22 protein-coding genes and 1 tRNA gene are annotated in these 23279 nt (G+C 39.4%); 16 read left to right on the top strand and 7 right to left on the bottom strand.

Annotated elements, in window-relative coordinates:
- Positions 1-2: 2 nt before the first annotated feature.
- Positions 3-1973, bottom strand: coding sequence for a biosynthetic arginine decarboxylase (gene speA, locus SOI84_RS06060; RefSeq protein WP_320673670.1), 1971 nt, complete (start codon positions 1971-1973; stop codon positions 3-5).
- 124 nt (positions 1974-2097) lie between these two features.
- On the opposite strand from speA, the gene ndk reads away from it, so the two are divergent.
- Entirely contained in the window at positions 2098-2556 is a 459-nt protein-coding gene (ndk, locus tag SOI84_RS06065; protein WP_320673671.1) for a nucleoside-diphosphate kinase, read from the top strand.
- 82 nt (positions 2557-2638) lie between these two features.
- On the opposite strand, the gene thiO is transcribed toward ndk, so the two are convergent.
- On the bottom strand, positions 2639-3742 hold the full coding sequence (thiO, locus tag SOI84_RS06070) for a glycine oxidase ThiO (RefSeq protein WP_414153584.1): 1104 nt from the start codon (positions 3740-3742) through the stop codon (positions 2639-2641).
- A 100-nt stretch (positions 3743-3842) separates the two neighbouring features.
- Between thiO and gatB the strand changes: the two genes are divergently transcribed.
- Positions 3843-5318, top strand: a complete 1476-nt coding sequence (gatB, locus tag SOI84_RS06075; protein WP_320673672.1) for an Asp-tRNA(Asn)/Glu-tRNA(Gln) amidotransferase subunit GatB — start codon at positions 3843-3845, stop codon at positions 5316-5318.
- 2 nt (positions 5319-5320) lie between these two features.
- Here the strand turns inward: gatB and coaE are convergent, their stop codons facing one another.
- A complete protein-coding gene (coaE, locus tag SOI84_RS06080; RefSeq protein ID WP_320673673.1) occupies positions 5321-5965 on the bottom strand; it encodes a dephospho-CoA kinase in 645 nt (214 codons plus the stop codon).
- 40 nt (positions 5966-6005) lie between these two features.
- On the opposite strand from coaE, the gene argJ reads away from it, so the two are divergent.
- Together argJ and SOI84_RS06090 are read left to right on the top strand one after the other, a co-directional pair.
- Positions 6006-7247, top strand: coding sequence for a bifunctional glutamate N-acetyltransferase/amino-acid acetyltransferase ArgJ (argJ, locus tag SOI84_RS06085; RefSeq protein ID WP_320673674.1), 1242 nt, complete (start codon positions 6006-6008; stop codon positions 7245-7247).
- Between the two features lie 49 nt (positions 7248-7296).
- Positions 7297-8136, top strand: a complete 840-nt coding sequence (locus SOI84_RS06090; protein WP_320673675.1) for a PfkB family carbohydrate kinase — start codon at positions 7297-7299, stop codon at positions 8134-8136.
- Between the two features lie 304 nt (positions 8137-8440).
- Here the strand turns inward: SOI84_RS06090 and SOI84_RS06095 are convergent, their stop codons facing one another.
- Together SOI84_RS06095 and SOI84_RS06100 are read right to left on the bottom strand one after the other, a co-directional pair.
- The gene (locus SOI84_RS06095) at positions 8441-8782 is read right to left on the bottom strand and encodes an AIR synthase (RefSeq protein WP_320673676.1); all 342 of its coding nucleotides are present in this window, start codon (positions 8780-8782) and stop codon (positions 8441-8443) included.
- Positions 8783-8956: 174 nt separating this feature from the next.
- Positions 8957-9028, bottom strand: a tRNA-Val gene (locus SOI84_RS06100).
- A gap of 55 nt (positions 9029-9083) precedes the next feature.
- Here SOI84_RS06100 and SOI84_RS06105 point away from each other — a divergent pair.
- The 4 genes from SOI84_RS06105 to speB are packed head-to-tail and all read left to right on the top strand — an operon-like array spanning position 9084 to position 12210.
- Complete coding sequence (locus SOI84_RS06105) at positions 9084-9563, top strand: metal-binding protein (RefSeq protein ID WP_320673677.1); 480 nt, start codon at positions 9084-9086, stop codon at positions 9561-9563.
- A gap of 54 nt (positions 9564-9617) precedes the next feature.
- Positions 9618-10430 carry a nucleoside triphosphate pyrophosphohydrolase gene (gene mazG, locus SOI84_RS06110; protein WP_320673678.1) on the top strand — a complete coding sequence of 271 codons (813 nt, stop codon included), beginning with the start codon at positions 9618-9620 and terminating at the stop codon, positions 10428-10430.
- Positions 10431-10460: 30 nt separating this feature from the next.
- On the top strand, positions 10461-11321 hold the full coding sequence (gene speE / locus SOI84_RS06115) for a polyamine aminopropyltransferase (RefSeq protein WP_320673679.1): 861 nt from the start codon (positions 10461-10463) through the stop codon (positions 11319-11321).
- A gap of 25 nt (positions 11322-11346) precedes the next feature.
- The gene (speB, locus tag SOI84_RS06120; RefSeq protein WP_320673680.1) at positions 11347-12210 is read left to right on the top strand and encodes an agmatinase; all 864 of its coding nucleotides are present in this window, start codon (positions 11347-11349) and stop codon (positions 12208-12210) included.
- A gap of 71 nt (positions 12211-12281) precedes the next feature.
- On the opposite strand, the gene SOI84_RS06125 is transcribed toward speB, so the two are convergent.
- A complete protein-coding gene (locus SOI84_RS06125) occupies positions 12282-12539 on the bottom strand; it encodes a metal-binding protein (protein WP_320673681.1) in 258 nt (85 codons plus the stop codon).
- Between the two features lie 138 nt (positions 12540-12677).
- On the opposite strand from SOI84_RS06125, the gene gcvT reads away from it, so the two are divergent.
- The 7 genes from gcvT (at position 12678) to SOI84_RS06160 (ending at position 21052) form a co-directional block, all read left to right on the top strand.
- Positions 12678-13790, top strand: coding sequence for a glycine cleavage system aminomethyltransferase GcvT (gene gcvT, locus SOI84_RS06130; RefSeq protein ID WP_320673682.1), 1113 nt, complete (start codon positions 12678-12680; stop codon positions 13788-13790).
- A gap of 83 nt (positions 13791-13873) precedes the next feature.
- Positions 13874-15700, top strand: coding sequence for an aspartate--tRNA ligase (aspS, locus tag SOI84_RS06135; RefSeq protein ID WP_320675389.1), 1827 nt, complete (start codon positions 13874-13876; stop codon positions 15698-15700).
- 73 nt (positions 15701-15773) lie between these two features.
- Positions 15774-17441 (top strand): CTP synthase, encoded by a 1668-nt coding sequence (locus SOI84_RS06140; RefSeq protein ID WP_320673683.1) that lies wholly within the window; start codon positions 15774-15776, stop codon positions 17439-17441.
- Positions 17441-18106, top strand: a complete 666-nt coding sequence (locus SOI84_RS06145; protein ID WP_320673684.1) for a 7-carboxy-7-deazaguanine synthase QueE — start codon at positions 17441-17443, stop codon at positions 18104-18106. The genes SOI84_RS06140 and SOI84_RS06145 overlap by 1 nt, the downstream gene beginning before the upstream one ends.
- A 98-nt stretch (positions 18107-18204) precedes the next feature.
- Complete coding sequence (gene queC, locus SOI84_RS06150; protein WP_320673685.1) at positions 18205-18879, top strand: 7-cyano-7-deazaguanine synthase QueC; 675 nt, start codon at positions 18205-18207, stop codon at positions 18877-18879.
- A 2-nt stretch (positions 18880-18881) separates the two neighbouring features.
- Entirely contained in the window at positions 18882-20222 is a 1341-nt protein-coding gene (locus SOI84_RS06155; protein WP_320673686.1) for an anthranilate synthase component I family protein, read from the top strand.
- Entirely contained in the window at positions 20186-21052 is an 867-nt protein-coding gene (locus SOI84_RS06160) for an aminotransferase class IV (protein ID WP_320673687.1), read from the top strand. The genes SOI84_RS06155 and SOI84_RS06160 overlap by 37 nt, the downstream gene beginning before the upstream one ends.
- Before the next feature lie 53 nt (positions 21053-21105).
- On the opposite strand, the gene cobA is transcribed toward SOI84_RS06160, so the two are convergent.
- Positions 21106-21891, bottom strand: a complete 786-nt coding sequence (gene cobA, locus SOI84_RS06165; RefSeq protein WP_320673688.1) for a uroporphyrinogen-III C-methyltransferase — start codon at positions 21889-21891, stop codon at positions 21106-21108.
- 294 nt (positions 21892-22185) lie between these two features.
- Between cobA and SOI84_RS06170 the strand changes: the two genes are divergently transcribed.
- Complete coding sequence (locus SOI84_RS06170) at positions 22186-23238, top strand: anthranilate phosphoribosyltransferase family protein (RefSeq protein ID WP_320673689.1); 1053 nt, start codon at positions 22186-22188, stop codon at positions 23236-23238.
- The last annotated feature ends 41 nt before the right edge of the window (positions 23239-23279 follow it).

Here is a 23279-nt window from a genome sequence, read left to right on the forward strand (position 1 = left end):
TTTTATCTTTTCAGATAAGTACTTTGCCTTAAACTAGTTTCAACATGATCCATTAATAAACGAGCATCTTTAATCTTCAAAGCACCGCGTTGTATAGCTAGCTCACTAGCAACGCGTAAGCGTTCGAGCAATTGGTTAGGGTCATGCTCCATCGCTTCTAAGACATCTGACTTCATATTGGCTCTAACTACATGGTCAACTTGATAACCCCCATCATTTGTCATACGTATATGAACGGAATTTGTTGTGCCAAATAGATTATGAAGACTACCCATCACTTCCTGATACGCACCTGCAAGAAACATTCCGATTAAATATTCATCATGATCATTAAACTCATGCAGTTCTAGCAAGGTTTTGTCCTGACCATGATTAATAAACCTAGACAATTTACCATCAGAATCACAAGTTAGATCAGCAAAATGACCAAGTTGGGTAGGTTTCTCATTTAAGCGATGAATTGGCATTACTGGGAACAACTGATCTATAGCCCACGTATCCGGTGCAGATCTAAAAATAGAAAAATTAGCATAATAAGTGCTAGCTAGTACTGAGCGAAGATGGATTATCTCCTTAGAGTTAGACGTAACACCTGATAGTCTATTAATTAATGCGCGCGCGCACCCCCAGGTTAATTGCTCAGCCTTTGCTCTATCAGCGAGACCCAAATAGCCCAACCTAAATGCAACCAAGGCATCATCCTTAAACTTAAGTGCGTCGTTCCAAACCTCTTGGAGCAATGATGGATCAATAGAAGAACTATCTGACATTGACTCAATATTCCTCAAACTATCTCTCAAATTTCGAAGAATTAAAGGCGCATCATCAGAAACAGGAGGAATATCATTAGAAACAGCACCAACTCCAAGAATATTAAAAACCAATACCGAGAAATGGCTTACAATTGCTCGACCACTTTCACTTATCAACGTCGGAGGATCAATAGAATTAGAATCACAACATTCACCTATTGTTGCAACAACATCATTAGCATAATTCTGCAAGGAATAATTAGTTGATGCAGACGAAGCAGTCCTACTTCCATCGTAATCTATTCCAAGTCCACCTCCAACATCTAAATAACCCATTGGTGCGCCTAGTGCACATAGTTCAACATATATCTGTCCTGCTTCCTGTAAGGCATCTTTTAAGATCGCAATATTATTAATCTGACTACCTAAATGAAAATGTAAAAGCTGTAATTCATCTAACAAATGGGCATTGCGTAATGCCTCTACTGTTGAAAGAATATCTGGAATTGACAACCCAAACTTAGACGTTTCACCAACTGAACTACCCCATCGACCAGAACTTCTACTTGCAAGTTTAGCTCTAATGCCGATTAAAGGCGCAGCACCAAGTAGCTTACTTGCAGAAATAATACGATCAACTTCATCAGGTTGTTCAATAACGACTACTGGAGAACGCCCAAGTTGTCGTGCCAAGATCGCAGTTTCTATATAACGCTGATCTTTATAACCATTACAGATCAACAATGCCTTTGGATCATCCATTAAGGACAAGGCAACCAACAACTCTGCCTTACTACCAGCCTCTAACCCAAAATGCCACTGTTTTCCACAGGCAATCAACTCCTCTACTACATACCGCTGCTGATTACATTTAATAGGAAATACACCCTGATAATTCCCTTTGTAATGGTATTGAGCAATCGCTTTTTGGAAAGCAGTATGTAAGCGTTCTAATCTGTCTTCAAGGATGTCATCAAATCTGATTAAAAGTGGCACGCCTACATTGCGACCATCCATCTCATCCACTAATGCCATTAAATCTAGAGATCCACCACTCTCCCCTTTTGGACAAACAATGACATGACCCTTGTCATTAATAGAAAAATAAGGGTAACCCCATTGATCTAATCCAAACAAATTTGCACTTTCTTCAACAGACCACAATTGCGCATTGTGGGACAAGTCTGCAAAAGGTTTGCGCGACGAAGCAAATTCAGCCATCACAACTCATAAGACTGCATAAGTCTTTTTAAAATCTAAAGACGAATGAAATATCTGCCAGATTTATACTTGCCAACTAGGCAGCTGACAGATGACGATGTGAAAGTTCTAATTTTGTAGATCTATGACTTTGGAGAGGACGTTTATTGCTATCAAGCCAGACGGGGTACAACGTGGTCTGATTGGTGAGATTCTCAGTAGGTTTGAAAGCAAAGGCTTTAAATTAGTTGCATTAAAACAGCTAGTCCCAACTCGTGAGTTAGCTGAACAACACTATGGTGTGCATCGGGAGCGACCCTTCTTCAAAGGACTAGTGAACTTCATTACAAGCGGTCCTGTTGTTGCGATGGTTTGGGAAGGAGAGGGAGTAATCAATAGCTCGCGCAAACTAATTGGAGGAACAAAACCACTAGAGGCAGAACCAGGAACTATTCGTGGCGATTTAGCAATCAATATCGGCCGAAATGTAATTCATGGCTCTGATTCACCCGAAACTGCCGTCTATGAAATTGGACTTTGGTTCCAAAAATCAGAACTCAACGAATGGAAGCCAGCCGATCAAACTTGGCGAGTAGAAGACTAAGCCAACCAAACTCCTCCTTAATACTCATACCATTCGTATTAGGGATACTCGTATGAGTAGTTTTTATAGGTTCTCAAAAAAACTAATCTTCAAAGCGATCCCATCGAAAAGCCTCAAGAAAATTTAATTCTTGGCCAGTTAAGCATTGGCCAAGAATTAAATTCGCAATTAATTCTGAAGTAATTGCAGCCAGTAAAACACCATTACGATGATGACCAGCAGCCAACCATAAGCCTTCTATCGAAGAGGAACCCAATAAAGGCCCCTCATCAGGCGTACACGGCCTAAAACCCCACCAACGTTCCATCGGCGGCCATTGACTTGCGTCAGGCAACAAATCCGACATACCTTTCTGCAAACTTTGTTGACCATAAGGAGTGAGCCCATCAACAAAACCAACCTCTGGTTCACTAGTAGCCCCTACAACAATCAGTCCATCATCACGGGGCACCATATAAGTCCCACGGCCAAAAATCACACGCCTTAAAGCATCCTTCGGCCCTTGCACGGACATCATTTGTCCTTTGACAGGGAAAATTGGCAATTCCTTAAGGAGTTGACTACTCCAAGCACCACTACAAAGAACAGCCTCTTCAGCACTAAATATCTCAAGTTGTCCTTCTGCAGAGCGAACTTTTACCCCCTTAAACAATTCATGCTCATGAAGAAGTTCTAAAACTTCTACTCCCTCTTGAAACTGAACCCCAAGACATACACAGGCTTTCTCCAGTGCCCTCATAAGGCGTCTACGATTATCTATTTGTCCATCCTGAGGAAACAACAAACCATACTTCCAATGAGAAGCGATCCCAGGTAATTCTTTTTTCAGCTGTAATCGATTAAGCATGATTCCAGACGAAGATGTTGAAAATAAATCCCGTTCATGCGCACTCATAAAAGGAGTTACTACACCGCAGAATCGCAATCCACATTGAATTCCACTATCACTTTCAATCCTTGAAACCCACTCAGGAATTCGCTCCAAGCTCAATTCACCCAAACCAAGCAGATCACCCTGTAATCCTTCTGCATGAGGTGCAAGCATTCCTGCAGCGACAAACCCAGCCGCCTCACTTCGACTTCGACTTAATACAAGTACAGACCGTCCCTTACGCGCCAATTGATGCGCCAAGGCTAGACCCATCAAGCCTCCACCAAGAATCAATAACGGCTTGGTATTCAACACTATTTCACAAGCAAAAAAATGAAAAGCTGTGTTTCAGCTCTACAAATTGACCACGAATCGAAGCAACTTTCATAAGATTCCTATATCTATCAGCATAGTGATGACAGAAGCAAGTAATTCCTGGGAGGCAGTCATTGGCCTAGAAACTCATGTGCAACTAAAAACCCATAGCAAAATCTTTACCGATGCGTCTACATCTTTTGGAGACGATCCCAACACTCATATAGATCCCGTTGTATGTGGTTTACCAGGTACTTTGCCCGTGATGAATAAAAAAGTTCTGGAATATGCTGTAAAAGCAGCAATGGCATTAAATTTAAAAATCGCCAAGCACAGTAAATTTGATCGAAAGCAATATTTCTATCCTGATCTCCCTAAAAACTATCAAATATCTCAATACGATGAACCAATCGCAGAAGATGGTTGGATTGAAGTCGAAGTTGCAGAAAAAGGTAAGCAAACCTATCTAAAACGAATTGGAATAGAACGCCTACATATGGAGGAAGATGCAGGAAAACTTGTTCATGCCGGTAGTGACCGTTTAGCTGGGTCTACACACTCATTAGTTGATTACAACCGTGCTGGGATCGCTCTTGCAGAAATTGTTAGCAAACCTGATCTCCGTTCAGGTCGTGAAGCAGCAGAATATGCTTCAGAAATACGAAGAATAATGCGTTACCTAGATGTCTCTGACGGAAATATGCAAGAAGGATCTCTAAGGTGCGATGTAAATATCTCTGTTCGACAAGGGCCGAATGCACCTTTTGGAACAAAAGTAGAAATTAAAAATATGAATTCGTTTTCTGCAATCCAAAAAGCATGTGAATACGAAATTAAGCGACAAATCACTGCTTATGAAGCCAACCAACCCATTGTGCAGGAGACTCGTCTTTGGGATGAAAGTAAACAACTCACAAAAAGTATGCGAAGTAAAGAAGGTGCAAGTGATTATAGATACTTTCCAGACCCAGATTTAGGACCAATTGCAGTCTCTGAGAAACAAAAAGCAGAATGGCGTTCAGAACTCCCTGAACTACCATCACAAAAACGTCATCGCTATGCTGAAGTCTTAGATCTATCCCCATACGATGCAAGGGTTCTCACAGATGAAAAGTCGATGGCTGATTATTTTGAAGAAGTGATAGAAGAAGGCGCAGATGCAAAAATAGCAGCCAATTGGATTACCGGTGATATTGCAGCTTATGTAAATACAAATCAACTGAATTATCAAGAAATAGCGTTAAAGCCAATTAAACTCGCTGAAATGATTGAAATGATTCGAACTGGGACAATTAGCGGAAAGATAGCAAAAGATATCCTTCCTGAATTACTCGAAAAAGGGGAATCTCCTAATTCAATAGTTGAAAAACGAGGCTTAACTATGATTAGTGATCATGAAACAATTGAAAAGATTATCGAAAAAATATTAAAAAATAATCCAAACGAAGTAGATGCTTTCCGTGGAGGAAAGAAAAAATTGCAAGGTTTTTTTATAGGTCAAATAATGAAATCAACGAATGGCAAAGCTGATCCAAAACTTGCCAATAAAATTCTTAATGAGAAACTAAACGCATAAAACTATAAGCTCACTAAGGATTTTAGAGTAGAAACCCAAGCATTTGGATCGCCACTATTATCAATAATAGATTCAGAAAGGCTCTTCTTTTTGTCTAAAGGCCACTGAGTGTTAATGCGCTCATATGCTTCAACTAATGAAAGATGATCCCTACCAGAAAGGCGACTAGCTTGTTGCTTCTTAGTACATGTAACAAGCCAAACTTCACTACATAAATCAGTAAAGCTTGCTTCAAATAGTAAGGGAATCATTAAAACAACTATTGGGGAATCTACCCTAATTCTTAACTGTTCTTCAAAACAAGTTCTAATAAAAGGATGAACCAATCCTTCTAGCCATAATCTCTCATCAACATTAGAAAAAATTATTTGTGCCAAAGCAAACCGATCTAATGTAAGTGAGTTAAATTTGGTGGTATCAAGCACATCTTTCCCATAACGCTCAAATACAGCCTGCGTCAAAGGTGTATCAGGGCCTAAAGCCTTCCTTGAAAAAACATCCGCATCCAAAACAGGGAAACCATAGTGTTTCTCTAAAAAACTCGAAACACTACTCTTTCCAGTGGCAATACCACCTGTTAAGCCAATACGGCGCTGTGGTCCTTGCCAACGCGGACTATGAATACCTCCTGAGAAAACCCTATTCATTTCTCATGCATAAGAAACGCTCCATTTCCAGTAAATCGTCGTGAGTCCATTCAAGAAAAAAGAATGGAGACTAATCACTGGAGGGATAACAGCCCCCCAAGGGTTCCAAGCATCGGGGATTACAGCAGGGCTAAAACCCTCTCTAAAGCGAGATTTAGCATTATTACTAGCACCAAAGGGGGCCATATGCGCTGGCACATTTACAAAATCAATTTTAAAAGCTGCTTGTGTTGATCTTTGTGCTGAAAGACTATTTAAAACCTCAGGATATGCAAGGGCAGTCTTAATCAATTCGGGACATGCAAATGCTTACACAGGTGAACAAGGAATCATTAATAACAACCAAGCAACTAAAGTCTTGGCCGAAAAACTAGGGTTAACAAAAGAAGAAGTACTTATTTGCTCAACTGGTGTAATCGGTGAGCACATACCAATCAAAAAGTTAATCAAAAGACTAGATGACTTAATTCTCCAGTTAAGTAAACAAGGAGGAGAAAACGCAGCGGAAGCAATAATTACTACAGATTTAGTTACGAAGCAAATTGCTTATGAAGGAGAAATAGATGGGCAAATAATTCGCATTGGTGGAATGGCAAAGGGGTCAGGGATGATACATCCAAATATGGCTACAATGCTTGCATATATAACGTGTGATGTAAGTTTAGAACATGAGAGTTGGAAACAACTAATCCAAAAAGTTGCTGAAAAATCCTTCAATTCCATAACGGTAGACGGTGATACAAGTACAAATGACACATTTCTCGCCTTTTCAGCTGGGGAAAAATTGAATAGCAAACACTTAACCTACCTTGAAGAAGGATTGACACTAGTAGCTCAGGAACTAGCAAAAAAAATCGCAAGAGATGGAGAGGGAGCATCTTGTCTAATCGAGGTTGAAGTCAAAGGAACTCATGATGATCAACAAGCAAGAAAAATTGCCAAAACTATTTGCTCATCTGCATTAGTTAAAACAGCAATCCATGGCAAAGATCCCAATTGGGGAAGGATAATTGCTGCTATAGGAAGAGCAGGTGTCGGGATCGAAGTAACAAAGCTTTCACTTTGGTTAGGCCCATACCAAATAATTCAAAATGGTAACGCTATTAAATTTGAGAAAGCTGGATGTAGCGAATACATTGCAAAAAGAATGAAAGGTAATACTCATGAGAATGAGATTGTTAAAATAGATTTAATTGTTGGAAGTGGATTAGGTAGAGGCGTGTGCTGGGGATGTGATTTAAGTAAAGATTATATATCTATAAATGCGGACTATACTACATGAAAATACCTAATAAAAGTATATAATATATCAATGCTATTATATCCTTAAAATGAAAAGATGGGACTTCAAAGATTTACCTCGCCTACCCAAGTTAAAGCTTGCAGTTATTGGTCATGTCGAGTGGGTAACATTTGTGGCTGTTAATAAATTACCTCAAGCAGGTATTATTAATCATGCAAAGAATTTTCTTGAAGAGCCAGCTGGTGGAGGAGCAGTTGTTGCAGCACAACTAGTCAGCTTAAATCAAGGTCATGTCGATTTTTTTACAGCCCTTGGTAAAGATTCTCTTGGAGAAATTGCAATTAAACGACTTACAGGGCTGGGATTAAATGTCCATGTTTCCTGGAAAAAAGAACCAACAAGGCGGGCGATCAGCATGATCGATCAAGCTGGAGAAAGAGCAATAACAGTTATAGGAAAAAGACTTCAGCCACTTGGTCGCGACAATTTGCCATGGGAAATGCTTAAAAACTACGATGGTATTTTTGTAACCGCTACAGATTCTGAAGGACTAAAAAAATCTCGTAATGCTAATTTACTTGCAGTAACACCACGTACAGGATTACAAACAATTAGAGAAGCAAATATTCAAATAGATGCATTAATTGGTAGTGGAAAAGACCCGGATGAAAAAATAGCTAGAAACATATTAAGCCCTGAACCAAAGCTCCATATATCTACAGAAGGTGCTTCAGGTGGAGAAGTTTGGCCTTTAGGTCGATACGAAGCATTTCCATTAAAGAACAATGTCGTCAATGCTTATGGATGTGGTGACAGCTTTGCAGCAGGTGTTACTGCAGGCCTGGCGGCAAATTGGAATATTGAAAAAGCAATCAGCCTTGGAGCATATTGTGGTTCAAAATGTGCTAGTACCTTCGGACCTTATTAAGAAAAAATTTTAAATTCTTCAATATTTGAATCCTACAATATGAATTAATGTCTTTTGTAACGCCTAGTTTTAGCAGCCTTTCTAAATTTCTTAACCATACGTTTAGCATTAATCTTCTTAGACAATTCAAATTGATTAAACCGGTACCCTAAAAGCGAAAGAAGAAAAACTAAACCAAATAAAAAGATGTAAATTTCCACTTGCTGAAAATGCAACCAATACTATTCAACTAATGAATCAAATCAATACCAAAATAAGCAATAAACTGATACACATAGACTAATCCAGAAAGGGACAAGCCTATTTATTTTAAGAACCTAAACCCTGCGCCACATGCACAGCTTTCAGCCCCTCTTGGGGAACTAATTAAAAATCCACCACCACTTAAATCACCGTAATAACTAAGACTAAGTCCCTTAAGTAAATCCAATTGCCCCTTTGGAGCATAAATAGTGACCCCATCAGTTCGGAAAATAGGTACACCAGAGAAATCCCCAGGTCGAAGCCGTATATGCAGCCAACGTTGACCACATGGATCATCGAGTAAGTCAATGTGCACCCGACCTGGCATACCACCAAAGGCAGCCTGTCTGCTTAATTCAGCTAAAGCAGTTGGGGTAACACTTAGGGTTTGCCCCTTGTGCATGGAGAAAAAAAAGAAATATTTTCAAATCATAGACAACTCAGTGAAACAGCACATAAGTTCCCTATTCCATATTCTTCGTAGAAAAGCAATCGAAGAGGTTTGAGTACGATCACAAAATTCCGTTTAAAACTGTATACAACACTTTTGGTTAAGTGCTTTAAAGAGTCGTAAGAGTGGGCGATCCAGGGTTCGAACCAGGGACATCCTGCTTGTAAGGCAGGCGCTCTACCGCTGAGCTAATCGCCCATACATACAATTCTGCACTACCGCAGGTCAATTACACCTTTTCTATGCTGAATAGATGGCATCAGGCAAGAACCATGACAGAGCGACCAAACTACTTAGCCTCCCATTTGGAGTAGCTGTTGGAATTACTCTTGGCCTCGAGAATGGTCTGATCGGAGGCATCTCTTTCCTAGTTGGTGGATTATGGCTTTCACCTGATCTCGATACAAACTCCAATGCGTTAAAAAGATGGGGATTCCTTAAAGGAATTTGGATACCCTACAAAAAACTAATTTGCCATCGCTCGTTACTTTCACACGGACCAGTAATAGGAACAACAATAAGGCTGCTCTACTTAGCAATATGGCTCTATATCAGCCTCGCAATTTTTAGACAACTTGGAATTATCAAGTTTGCAGACATAAACCAAAACTTGTTTCAAAATCTTTTATTGCACAAAGAAAAATATGTGGCTTTCATTTTAGGACTAGAAATGAGTGCTTGGTTGCACCTAATACAAGATGGGGATCCTACTATGATTAATTTGAAAAAATAATATACTCATTAAGACTATTTAATAGTAATGTAAGAGTAGTATTACAATCGGATTATGGTAGAACAAGACATTACAAGATTGATGCAAATAATTGCTAAATTGCGCGATCCTAAAAGTGGATGCCCATGGGATGTAATCCAAACACATTCATCATTAATCCCCTATGTTCTAGAAGAAGCATACGAAGTTACCGATGCAATCAAAAACGGGAACGATAATGATCTCCAAGAAGAACTTGGTGACCTGTTATTGCAAGTATTACTTCATACACATATTGCAACCGAAGAAAAGCGATTTGATCTGAGAGACGTTGTAACCAGTTTACGCAATAAACTAATAAGGCGACACCCCCATGTATTTGAGAATCAAGAAGCATTAAGTATAGAAGAAGTAAAAAAGCAATGGGAAAAAATTAAAGAAAAGGAAACTCCAATCCCCAAATCAGAAAGCCCTATTAGCGACAAGTTACGCAATAGAATACGTTCACAATCAGCCATTTCAGGAGCCATGATAATATCTCAAAAGACAGCAAAGGAAGGCTTTGAGTGGGAAAATTTTAATGATGTTTGGGATAAAGTAATCGAAGAAATGAATGAGCTAAAAGAGGCAATAGATTCGAAGCAGAAGACTGATATAAAAGGGGAACTTGGTGATATAATCTTTACTCTTATTAATGTTGCACGTTGGCATGAACTTAACCCTGAAGAATGCTTATCAAAAACCAATCAAAAATTTCTTGACCGCTTTTCTTGGGTGGAAAAAAACTCTACGAACAAGATTTCCAAACAATCCTTTACCGAACTAAATTATTTATGGGAGAACGCAAAAAACAAGTTAAAAGCTGCTAAGAATAACAAAAATACTTAATTGTAAATCCATCAAAACCTTAAAAAGACTATGTGCACTCCAGAAAATCAAACAAGCACCTGGTTTGATGAATATCAAAAGGGCGTGAGATATGGCCTTGAAGGACAGATCTTAGTAGATGAAAAAAGTAAGTATCAAAGAATAACAATTATCGACAGCAAGCGCTATGGGAAAGCGCTCCTCTTAGATAACTGTTGGATGACAGCAGAACAGCAAGAAAAGCACTACCACGAATGCCTTGTCCATCCTGCTCTTTCCGGTGCATTAGAAATAAAAAGAGGATTAATTGTTGGAGGTGGAGATGGTGGAACTGCAAAAGAATGTTTGAGATACAAAGAAGTAGAGCATCTAGATTTAGTAGAGATCGATGAACATGTCATTAAACTTAGTCAAAAATATCTTCCAACAATAGGAGGAAATGCCTGGCAAGATCCACGTCTACAAATCAATATTGAAGACGGTATCAAATGGACTAAACATGCAGGAAATGAAGTCTATGATTTTGTAATTATTGACAGCTCAGATCCTAAAGGCCCTGCAAAAGGTCTCTTCAATGAAACTTTCATAAGAGACTGTAAAAGGATTCTTCGGCCTGGAGGGATATTTGCTATTCAAAGTGAATCACCAGAATCATTCCTCAAAATCCATTTAGATATTATTCGGCTTGTCAAAAAGATTTTCCAATTTGCTGATCCCATATACGGATGGGTACCAATGTATCCAAGTGGATGGTGGAGTTGGACCTTTGCCTCCATGGGAAAACCGCATTACCTTCACCCTCATTCCAAAAGAGTTAATGCAATTTCTCAAGATTGCATTATTTGGAGCTCAAAATGGCAAAAAGGAGCTTTTGAAGCTATGCCAGCTTTTATAGAAAGAGCACTTAAATAAGGAATGCGAGGTATCAATCACTGCCATGTTTAATACTGAAGGTCCCATCTTTATGCAAAGCCGACGTGATCCAAAAGGCTGCAGTATTGGAATCATTGGTGTTCCATATGATGGAACAACTTCCTTTAGAGCTGGCACACGTTTTGGGCCAGCAGCTATACGTGAAGTAAGCACATCCCTAGAAACCTATTGCCCTCAACTCAAGCTAGATCTAGAAAATATTGATTATGCAGATCTTGGGTCCCTAGACATTCCAATAGGCAAGCCAAAAAAAGTTATCAATCTAGTCAAAAAAGGGACAAAAAAAATAATTAGAAATGGTCTCAAACCACTTATTTTAGGAGGAGAGCACTCTATTACTTCTGGAGCAGTTCAAGCAGTGGCAAACTTTTATCCAGATGTTATTATGATTCAGTTGGATGCACATGCAGACCTTCGAAATCAATGGCAAAAAACAAAATATAGTCATGCATGTGCAATGCGGCGCTGTCTTGATGTATTGCCAAGCAAGCAACTAATTCAGGTAGGTATTCGCAGTGGAACAAAGGAAGAGTTTGACGAAATAGACCTACAAAAAAGAATGGTATCAACAGAAAACGGAGAACTTGCAAATTCTCTTACGAAAGCACTAAGTCCTCACAAAGATAAGCCTATCTATTTAACAGTCGATCTGGACTGGTTTGATCCAAGTGTATTGCCAGGAACTGGAACACCTGAACCCGGAGGTTTTTATTGGAATGATTTCGCCTCTTTATTAGATGTAATTCGTCAATACAATCTTATTGCCGCTGACGTTGTTGAACTTGCACCTGAACTTGATCCTTCAAAATGCAGTAGTGTTCTGGCAGCAAAAGTAACAAGAAGTTTGATAATGCTCCTCAGTACATAACTATCTATCGTTAAAGGTAAACAACAAATCACCATCTCTATGTATTAAGGAAAACTCAGATATACCTATGTTCAGATCATTGAAAACTCGTCTTCTTTGGAAGAACTAGAAAAAGAACGTCCCAAGTCAAGCTGTCTCTCAATAATCGGCGAAGAAAAATGCTCCTGAACACTTGGTAAAGATGGAGACTTTTGTGTCCAATGGTGACAGAAAGCAAATTTCGCCAGATCACGGGTAACGGTCAGTTGTCTTAAACGACACCAACCTTCAGCTGGGTTTTGGCCAGGTCCACAATGACAACAGGTGCTGCAGCAGTCGTTCCTAGGCACTGAATATCCTCCAAGGCACCAAGGATAAAGAAAGTTCGAAGATCTATCTTGACTCAACAGAAAATCTCCGGCTTTCCTTCAGGTTTGTCAAAACCAATTTCAACAGCCCATAAACCTGCCAATACGGTAAACGCATCCATGAAACTCAACAAAACCGCCTTATTTGAAGACTTCAGCAATGCTGGCGCTCGAATGGTTCCCTTCGCTGGATGGGAAATGCCCATCCAATTCTCAAGCTTGGTAAATGAACATCATGCAGTTCGGAATCATGGAGGGATGTTTGACATCTCTCATATGGGCATAGTCAGGCTTCAAGGAGTAAACGCAAAAGATCACCTACAAAAGCTCGTGCCCACAGATCTCAACAGAATTGGTCCTGGAGAAGCTTGCTACACAGTTCTGCTTAACAATAGTGCTGGAATTATTGATGATTTAATCATTTATGACCTGGGGGTCGATAAGGATGACAACGAGAATCTATTACTGGTTCTTAATGCAGCCTGCACAGATAACGATATTTCATGGATCAAAAAACATTTAGAGCCAGCTAATATCTCTATAATTGATGAGAAAAAAACAAACCTTTTAATAGCAATACAAGGCCCCCTTGTACAAAAAAATCTTGAAAGATTTACTGAGCAACCACTCTCAACCCTTCCAAGATTTGGCCATAGATATCTAAACATCAATTTAGAAGGTGAACCTCCAAACAGTACTTTTATTGCCAGGACAGGATATACAGGTGAAGACGGGTTCGAGATTCTTATCAATGCAAATTCAGGAAAAAAATTATGGCAAGAATTAAGAAAAGAAGGGTTTACCCCTTGTGGATTGGGTGCGCGTGACACCCTTCGCCTGGAAGCAGGAATGCTTCTTTATGGGAAAGATATGAGCAACAAAACCACGCCATTTGAAGCAGGCCTTGGCTGGCTAATTCATCTTGAGATGTCCAGTGATTTCGTTGGTAGATCGGCCCTCGAACAGCAAGCTAAAGAAGGTCTCAAAAAACGTTTAGTAGGAGTTGAATTGCAAAGCAAAGCAATCGCAAGAAGTGGATATCCTCTGCTTTCTAACAACAACAAAATTGGCCATATAACAAGTGGCAGCTGGTCACCCACTCTTGAGAAAGCAATTGGTCTTGGTTACGTACCTATTGAGTTCTCCAAAGTTGACACCTATATGGATATTGAGATCAGAGGGCAGCATTTTCCAGCAAAAGTGGTCAAACTCCCATTTTATAAACGGAAATGAACTATCTCCAGAGAAAGACTTTTTAACTAAAAAAAGGAGTTGTTATGGGAAACTCTTTCCAGACATTGATTTCTTCCTTACCTATGCGCAGCAACAATTGCGGTGAACTGCGCAACAAGCACATTAGTGCTGAGGTTAAATTGTGCGGTTGGGTTGACCGTTGCAGAGATCATGGAGGGGTCATCTTCATTGACCTTAGAGATCGAAGTGGAACTGTCCAAGTAACAGTTGATCCAGATGAGGGCAATGCAATGTTTGAAATTGCCGAGAGCCTGCGTAATGAAACTGTTCTCCAAATAACTGGAACCGTTAGAAATAGACCATCAGACGCAATCAACAAAAAACTGCTTACTGGAGAGATAGAGGTTCTAGCAAAAACACTAAATGTACTTAATCCTGTCAAAGGAACATTACCTTTTACGGTATCCATTCATAACGAAGAACCAATACGCGAAGAATTAAGACTCAGACACCGCTATCTAGACCTACGTAGAGAGAGAATGCGTCAAAACATACTCCTGCGTCACGAAGCAATAAAAACCGCAAGAGAGTTCCTTGAATCAGAAGGTTTTATTGAAGTAGAGACACCTGTCCTAACAAGATCTACCCCCGAAGGAGCACGTGATTATCTTGTGCCGTCACGAGTCTGCGAAGGCCAATGGTTTGCTCTGCCCCAATCTCCTCAACTCTTTAAACAATTACTTATGGTTGGAGGCATTGAAAAGTACTACCAGATAGCTCGTTGCTTCCGTGATGAAGATCTTCGTGCTGACCGTCAACCGGAATTCACTCAGCTAGATATTGAGATGAGTTTTATGAATCAAGAAGAGATTCTTGATATGAATGAAAAATTAATTGCAACAATCTGGAAACAGATCAAAGGGATCTCATTACCTTGCCCATTCCCAAGAATGACTTGGAGTGAAGCAATGAACAGATACGGCACAGATAGGCCAGATACCCGCTATGAAATGGAATTGAAAGATATAAGTGAAATTGCGAAAAAGATCAAATTTAAAGTCTTTTCAGGAGCCATAGCTTCTGGTGGCTCTGTTAAATGTATTAACGTAAAAGGAGGCAACAATGTAGTAAGTAATGTACGTATTAAGCCTGGTGGAGATATCTTTACAGAAGCCCAAAAAGCAGGAGCACGCGGGCTAGCCTTTATCAGAGTTAGGGAATCATTAGAAATCGATACAATAGGAGCAATAAAAGATAATCTTAGCGAAGAAGAGAAACAAAAAATCCTTAAATTAACAAATGCTGAACCTGGAGATCTACTTCTATTTGGCGCAGGAAATACACAAATGGTAAATAAAACTCTTGATCGAATACGTCAATTTCTTGCTAGAGAGTTAAACCTGATTCCTAACAAAGACAGTTGGAATTTTCTATGGGTCATTGATTTCCCAATGTTCGAATTGAATCAAGAAGAAAATAGACTCGAAGCACTTCACCACCCTTTTTGTTCCCCTAATCCAGAGGATATTGGAAACGACCAGAAAACTTGGCCAACTGACCTACCCAGGGCTCGTGCACAAGCCTATGACCTTGTCCTGAATGGTCTAGAACTAGGCGGTGGGTCTTTACGCATTCACAACTCAGAACTACAAAAAGAAGTGCTAAAAACCATTGGTATGTCGTCAGAAGACACACAACAACAATTTGGATTCCTAATAGAAGCTCTCGAGATGGGCGCTCCCCCACACGGTGGCCTTGCCTTTGGAATCGACCGCATGATCATGCTCCTAAGTGGAGAAGAATCAATTCGCGAAACAATTGCCTTTCCAAAAACCCAACAAGCTCGTTGTTTAATGACGCAGGCTCCCTCCCACGCCTCGGATCAACAATTAAAAGAACTGCATGTTGAAAGTACTTGGATCATCCCAGAAGAGAATTCATCCAAATAAGTTAAACAAAACAACTAATTTGACTGGAGATCTTAGTGGAGTCGCAGTAAATTAAGGAGTCAAAGAAGTAATTATGACCAAATACCTATTTGTCACGGGCGGTGTTGTTTCCAGTATTGGCAAGGGAATTGTGGCAGCGAGCCTGGGGCGACTACTGAAATCAAGAGGATATGACGTCTCAATCCTCAAACTGGACCCTTACCTCAATGTTGACCCTGGCACAATGAGCCCTTATCAACATGGTGAAGTATTTGTCACAGAAGACGGAGCAGAAACAGATTTAGACCTTGGTCATTACGAAAGATTCACAGATACCGCAATGTCGCGATTAAATAGTGTGACAACAGGGTCAATTTATCAAGCAGTTATAAACAAAGAACGACGAGGCGATTACAACGGAGGAACGGTACAAGTTATACCTCATATAACTAGCGAAATACGAGAAAGAATTCATCGTGTAGCTGCTAACAGTGGTGCAGATGTTGTTATCACTGAAATTGGAGGGACAGTTGGCGATATTGAATCCCTTCCTTTCTTAGAAGCAATAAGAGAATTTCGTGAGGATGTAGGTAGAGATGATTTGGCGTATATCCATGTAACCTTGCTGCCATTTATCGGAACATCAGGAGAATTAAAAACTAAGCCAACACAGCATTCTGTTAAAGAATTAAGGTCCATAGGTATTCAACCAAATTTGCTTGTTTGTCGAAGCGATCGCCCAATCAATGAAGAATTAAAAAGAAAAATTGCTGGTTTCTGTGGCGTTCCTAATAAAGCAGTCATACCTTCTCTAGATGCCGACAGTATCTATGCAGTACCTCTAGCCCTTGAAGGAGAAGGCCTTTGCAAAGAAATACTCAATATTCTCCATCTAGATGACAGAGAAAGTGATATGAATAATTGGAAAAAGTTGGTTCATAACATTAGAAACCCCGGACCTGAAGTCAAAGTGGCACTTGTTGGAAAATACGTACAATTAAATGATGCTTACTTATCAGTAGTTGAAGCACTACGACATGCTTGTTTAGCACAAAATGCTTCTCTTGATTTACATTGGGTATCGGCAGAGAAAATAGAAATTGATGGCAGTGAAAACCTATTAAAGGGAATGGATGCAGTTGTAGTTCCTGGTGGTTTTGGTAATAGAGGAGTCGATGGAAAAATAGAAGCTATTCGTTGGGCCAGAGAAAATAGAGTTCCTTTTCTGGGCTTGTGTCTGGGAATGCAGTGCGCTGTTATTGAATGGGCAAGAAACCTAGCAAACCTAAAAGAAGCAACAAGTTCAGAGCTTGATGAAAATACAAAACATCCAGTTATTCATCTTCTTCCTGAACAACAAGATGTTGAGGATTTAGGTGGAACAATGAGACTAGGCGTTTATCCCTGTAGATTAAAATCAAGAACACTTGGCCAAAAGCTTTACAATGAAGAAGTTGTTTATGAGCGTCACCGACATAGATATGAATTTAACAACTCCTACCGAAATCTCTTTATAGAGTCTGGATATTTAATTAGTGGAACCTCTCCAGATGGCCGGCTAGTAGAACTCATAGAATTAAAAAATCATCCTTTCTTTACAGCCTGCCAATACCATCCAGAATTTCTTTCTAGACCAGGGAAACCACATCCCCTTTTTAAAGGACTAATTGAGGCAGCACAACTACGCCTACCTGTTTCCCCTCAAGAAGCAATAAATCACAAAAAAGACACTAATGAAAAACTAAGATCGACTTCTAACTAATGTCAAATCATCTCCCCGTAGTGGAAACCTTCCATTCAATTCAGGGAGAAGGTAATCATGCAGGGAGAGGTGCTTTTTTTATACGCTTAGCAAATTGTTCTGTGGGTTGTCCTTGGTGTGACACTAAAAACTCGTGGGATGTAACAAAACACCCTAAAAAAACAATCAGCCAACTTGCAAATGAAACGCTGCATGCATCACAAAAGGGCGCGTCCTTTGTAGTAATTACAGGGGGAGAACCTCTACATCATGATCTTAGTCAATTATGTAATGCTATTCGTAATTCAACACAATCAACCAATAGAAAAATAATACCTATCCACCTAGAGACAAGCGGAGTAAATGAAATCACTGGAAACCCTAATTGGATTACTCTCTCACCAAAGCCCCATGCTCCTCCTAATTTAAATGTATTAATATCGTGTCATGAAATAAAAGTCGTAATTCATTCAGAAAAAGATATTATTTTTGCGGAAAATATTGCTGATAAAATAAAACAATTAAAACATGAATCAACAAAAAATCCAACTTCTAATAATACATTTTTATACCTTCAGCCAGGTTGGGATAGTCAGTCAGGTTTAAGGCTTGCCTTAGACTACATAAAATGCAATCCAAAATGGAGATTAAGCCTCCAAACACATAAATGGCTTAATATTAAATAACTCTCAAATATAGACAATTGAAAAAATATCCCCTGGGAAACTAGATTATTATTTTCTGTATATATGCAGAATCAGCTAATGAGTGCAGAAGGTAGTGCATGAGCAAAAACAAAACCATTGCCCTTCTCTCCGGGGGACTAGATTCGTCGACTGCTGCTGCAATGGCAATAGATGCTGGAAAAACCGTTATCGGACTATCATTAAATTATGGGCAACGCCATCACAAAGAATTAGAAGCAGCCAATTCAATTGCGCGGCACCTAGGGATTTCAGAACATCACACATTGAATATTAATCTTGGTTTATGGGGAGGCTCTTCACTGACTGATTTAAAACAAGACATTCCTCAAGAAGGAATTGAAAAAGATGTTATACCAAATACATACGTTCCCTATCGAAATACTGTTTTCATTTCCATAGGGCTAAGTCTTGCTGAAGCGCGTGGAGCCAGTGAGCTAGTTTTAGGTATCAATGCAATGGATTACTCAGGTTACCCAGACTGCAGACCGGACTATCTGAAAACTTTTCAAGAATTAGCCAACCTTGCAAGTAAGGTTGGTCGGGAAGGCAATGGGCCCAAACTCTGGGCACCCTTAATCAATTGGAAGAAAATAGAAATTGCTAGAGAGGCTTTGCGCCTAGGTTTGCCAATTGAAAAGACTTGGAGCTGTTATCAGGGTAATAAAAACCCTTGCGGTAAATGCGATAGTTGTCGACTACGTGATGAAGCATTTAAACACTTAGGAAGAATAGATCTATGCACACCCATATAAGAGTGACAAATCCAAAGAAAAAAATGTGTTGCTGGCATGAACCAAATGTTCTTGCAAACAAACTTTGTCAGGAATGGGGAATAGAAGGATTTATTTGGTTAGATAGCGATGGCAGTCAACATGGAAGATGGATCATTATGGGAGTAGATCCTGTCAGCCAGATTTGTTGTCATGGATTACCAGATTCATCTTTTGATCCAAATCCATTTAAAGAACTAAGAAATTTGGGTGATGGTCACTGGACGGGTTGGCTTAGCTATGAAGCTGCTGCTTGGATAGAGCCTAAAAACCCTTGGAAGACGAATAAGATGTCAACTCTATGGCTAGGAAAACATGACCCAATTTTAAAATTTGACTTAAAAACAAAACAACTATGGCTTGAAGGATATAATTCCAAAAGGTTTAATGAATTATTCAAATTTATCAATCAAATAAAACATAATAACGAAACAAAGCAAAAATTGTCATCAAATATTATGGCAAACAAATCACTAGGTATCAGGCTCGAAGAATGGGAGTGGCTAACGAATAACAAGAAATATATCAACGACGTAAAGCAAATCCAAAATTGGATTCAAGCAGGTGATATCTTCCAAGCAAATTTAACAACATGTTGCGAAGCAATACTCCCCGAAGGCATTTCCTTAATAGATATATTTAATAAGCTACGTCATCAATGTCCAGCGCCATTCTCAGGACTAGTAGTTGGAGCAAACCATGCCAAAGGTGAGGCTATAATATCTGCATCGCCAGAGAGATTTATAAAAGTATCTGCAAAAGGGCAAGTAGAAACTAGACCTATAAAAGGAACCAGGCCAAGAGGCATAAATGCTTCTCAGGATGCAAGACTTGCAGCAGAATTAATTTGCAGCATAAAAGATCGAGCGGAAAACATAATGATTGTAGATCTATTGCGGAATGACCTTGGCAAAGTTTGCAAGCCAGGGTCTATAAATGTTGGTCAGATTACTGGTCTTGAAAGTTTTTCAGAAGTACATCATTTAACTTCAGTAATAGAAGGCTCACTTCAGGAGGGAAAAACATGGGTCGACTTACTCGAATCTTGTTGGCCTGGTGGCTCCATCAGTGGTGCTCCTAAGCTCAGGGCATGTCAACGGTTACATGAACTAGAACCAACAGCCAGAGGTCCATACTGTGGATCCTTGCTTAGGCGTGATTGGGATGGAAGCCTGGATAGCAATCTTATAATTCGTTCTCTAATAGTTAACCAAACAACACTTAGAGCTCATGCAGGTTGTGGAATAGTTGCAGACTCCAAGCCATCCACAGAAGCTGAAGAGTTGCAATGGAAACTACTTCCAATTCTCAAGGCACTTCAATGAAAAAAGATCAGATAAAGAGAATTGGTTGGATAAATAATCGCTGGGTAGAAATCGACGAGTTCTGTCTTCCTATCTGTGACCGAGGCTTACAAATGGCAGATGGAATATTTGAGACTATTTTAATATTAAATGGGCAACCTAAATTACTCAATGAACATTTAAATAGATGGCAATATAGCGCCTCCATACTAGGAATGTCATCACCACCAAAATTAAATTGGCTGGAGCCTTTAATTGAAGAAGGCTTAGAGAGAACTTCATTGAATCAAGGTTCACTAAGACTAAACTGGACGCGAGGAAATAATCTTACAAGAGGTATCACTCTTCCTAAAAAAACCTCAAAGTTTGATGCGCATCGATTCTGGCTGGAATTAAATTCATATGAGCCAGTGTTTCATACAAAATCGATAGTAATCAGTCAATTAGAAAGAAGAAATCAAAATAGCCTCTTAAGTAAATGTAAAACATTTGCTTACAATCAAGCTATACAGGCAAGAAAAGAAGCCAATGATGCTGGATTCGATGATGCGTTGATATTAAACACAAATGGAGAGGTTTGCTGTGGAACCACATCCAATATTTTAGTTCACCGAAAAAATGAATGGTTAACTCCCAGAGAAAGTAGTGGCTGCTTACCAGGTATCATGAGAGGCGAAGGTATAAAAAAAGGAATTATTAAAGAAGCCATAATCAAAAAAGAACCAGAGGAAGGTGATCACTGGGTTTTTATAAATAGTTTAAGTTGTCATCCAATCTCTAGTGTCAATAATAAATCACTAAAGATTTTAAAGAATACCAAGGAATTATGGGAGACATTACTAACTAGGTGATTATTAATTTTAAATACCCTAATAATTTCTCCTAGTGTCCAGCTATTGTGAGATTAAAATGTTATCGGCATTGTGACATTAGCCGGTTCTGGTGAACACTCTTTAACTTGTAAATCTACAATTTTTCCTATGACAATAATCGAAGGAGAAGAAAACATTTTTCTCCTTGACTCCTGCACTAAATCACCTAAGTTAGCCCGAATAAAGCGTTGACCTACAACTGTTGCCTGCTGAATGACGGCTGCTGGTGTATCTAAACCCATTCCACCCTCAATCAATTGTTGAACGATTTGTTCAATATTATGGAGCCCCATATATATAACCAAAGTATGACTAACCTCAGCTAAAGAACTCCAATTAACTGTCCGGCGAGCTTTATCAATCTCCTCATGACCAGTAACGAAAGTCACAGAGGATCCACAGAGTCTATGGGTCAAAGGAATACCAATATATGCAGGTGCAGCAATGCCTGCAGTTACTCCAGGCACGACTTCCACTGGAACTCCTTTTTGAAAAAGATATTCAGCTTCTTCACCCCCTCTCCCAAACATAAATGGATCTCCCCCCTTTAATCGCACTACACAATCATGCTTTTTTGCAAGTTCTAAAAGAAGTGAATTAGTTTTTACTTGAGAAGACGAATGATGACCTCGTCTTTTACCAACAAACTGCAATTCACATGATGCACGCACCACCTCAAGAATTTGACTAGGTACAAGCGAGTCATACACAACAGCATCGCATTTTTGTAACAGACGATGTGCTTTGACTGTTATTAAATCCGGATCACCGGGTCCAGCACCCACTAAAAAAACCTTGCCATATTGAATTTTTATCATAGTAAAACCTCAATAAACCAACCATACCCCTTCTCCAAGAGGCGATTGAAAGCAAAGAAGAGTGTACTCAACTGTTAATAAACGCTTGTGAAACATAGTTAGGATCGAAAGACTATGAAGTTCGTGAGAAAAGATTAGAGAAAATTACGTCAGGTAAGATCTAATTGTATACCTTAAAAGAATAACATTTACTCTCAAATCTTATGACGATACTATTGCTATAAAAGCTACAACAAACCTAAATTCAAATCTAACAAAAATCTCTAATTATCACTGGAAGAGCCCTCTCAAAAAATGAATAGCAAAGAACACTTCAAAAGACTGCTAGGAAAAATAGGTAGTGGTGAGAGCACAAGCCGGGGTATGACCAGGGCAGAGTCTGCAGAGGCACTCAAGCTAATTCTCAAAGAAAGTGCCAGCCCTACACAAATAGGAGCTTTCCTGATGGCTCATCGTATTCGGCGCCCCGAACCTCAAGAACTTGCGGGCATGCTTGATACGTATTTGGCATTAGGTCCACAATTAAGCTCCTCAAAAAATCAAGTCAGGCCAATTTGTTTTGGGATGCCCTTCGATGGCCGATGTCGCACTGCTCCTATTTTTCCACTAACAAGTCTCGTACTTTTAAGCACAAACAATTCTATTGTTTTAAATGGAGGGAGACGAATGCCAATCAAATATGGGGTCACACCAATAGAGTTATTTTCAGCTCTTGGCCTCTGCCTAGAGGGTCTAAATATAAAAGCAGTGCAAACTGGTTTTCATAAACATAACTTTGCATTAATCCACCAACCAGATCACTTTCCACTTGCAGAATCAATGATCAAATATCGAGATGAACTAGGCAAAAGGCCCCCAATAGCTAGTATGGAATTACTTTGGACAGCTCACAGAGGAGATCATCTAATTGTAAGTGGTTTTGTACACCCGCCGACCGAAACAAGAGCTTGGAAAACATTACAAATGTTAGGAGAAAGAAACTTAATTTCTATCAAAGGACTTGAAGGTAGTATTGACTTGCCAATCAGTAGAAGCTGTATAACCAGTTATATCCAAAATGGAAACTTTGAAAGGTTAATTCTTCATCCCAAGAAGCATTTCCTACAGGGGAAAGAAACTGAATGGAATAATATTGATATCTGGAAAGAGCAAGCCTTAAAGGCCCTCCACAATAAAGGTCCATTAGTACCAGCCCTAACTTGGAATTCTGGAGCGTATCTATGGTTAGCTGGAAAAGCAAAAAGTATGGATGAAGGTTTAAAAACTGCCAAAGAAACTATTAGCTCCGGTGCAGCAATGGAGATACTAAAGAAATTAATTAGTTGGAGAGCAGAAACATCCACTTGATACTGCTCTAATGCGAAAATATAGCTAAATCTATAAACGAC

Source organism: Prochlorococcus sp. MIT 1341 (genome assembly GCF_034092415.1).
GTDB lineage: Bacteria > Cyanobacteriota > Cyanobacteriia > PCC-6307 > Cyanobiaceae > AG-363-P08.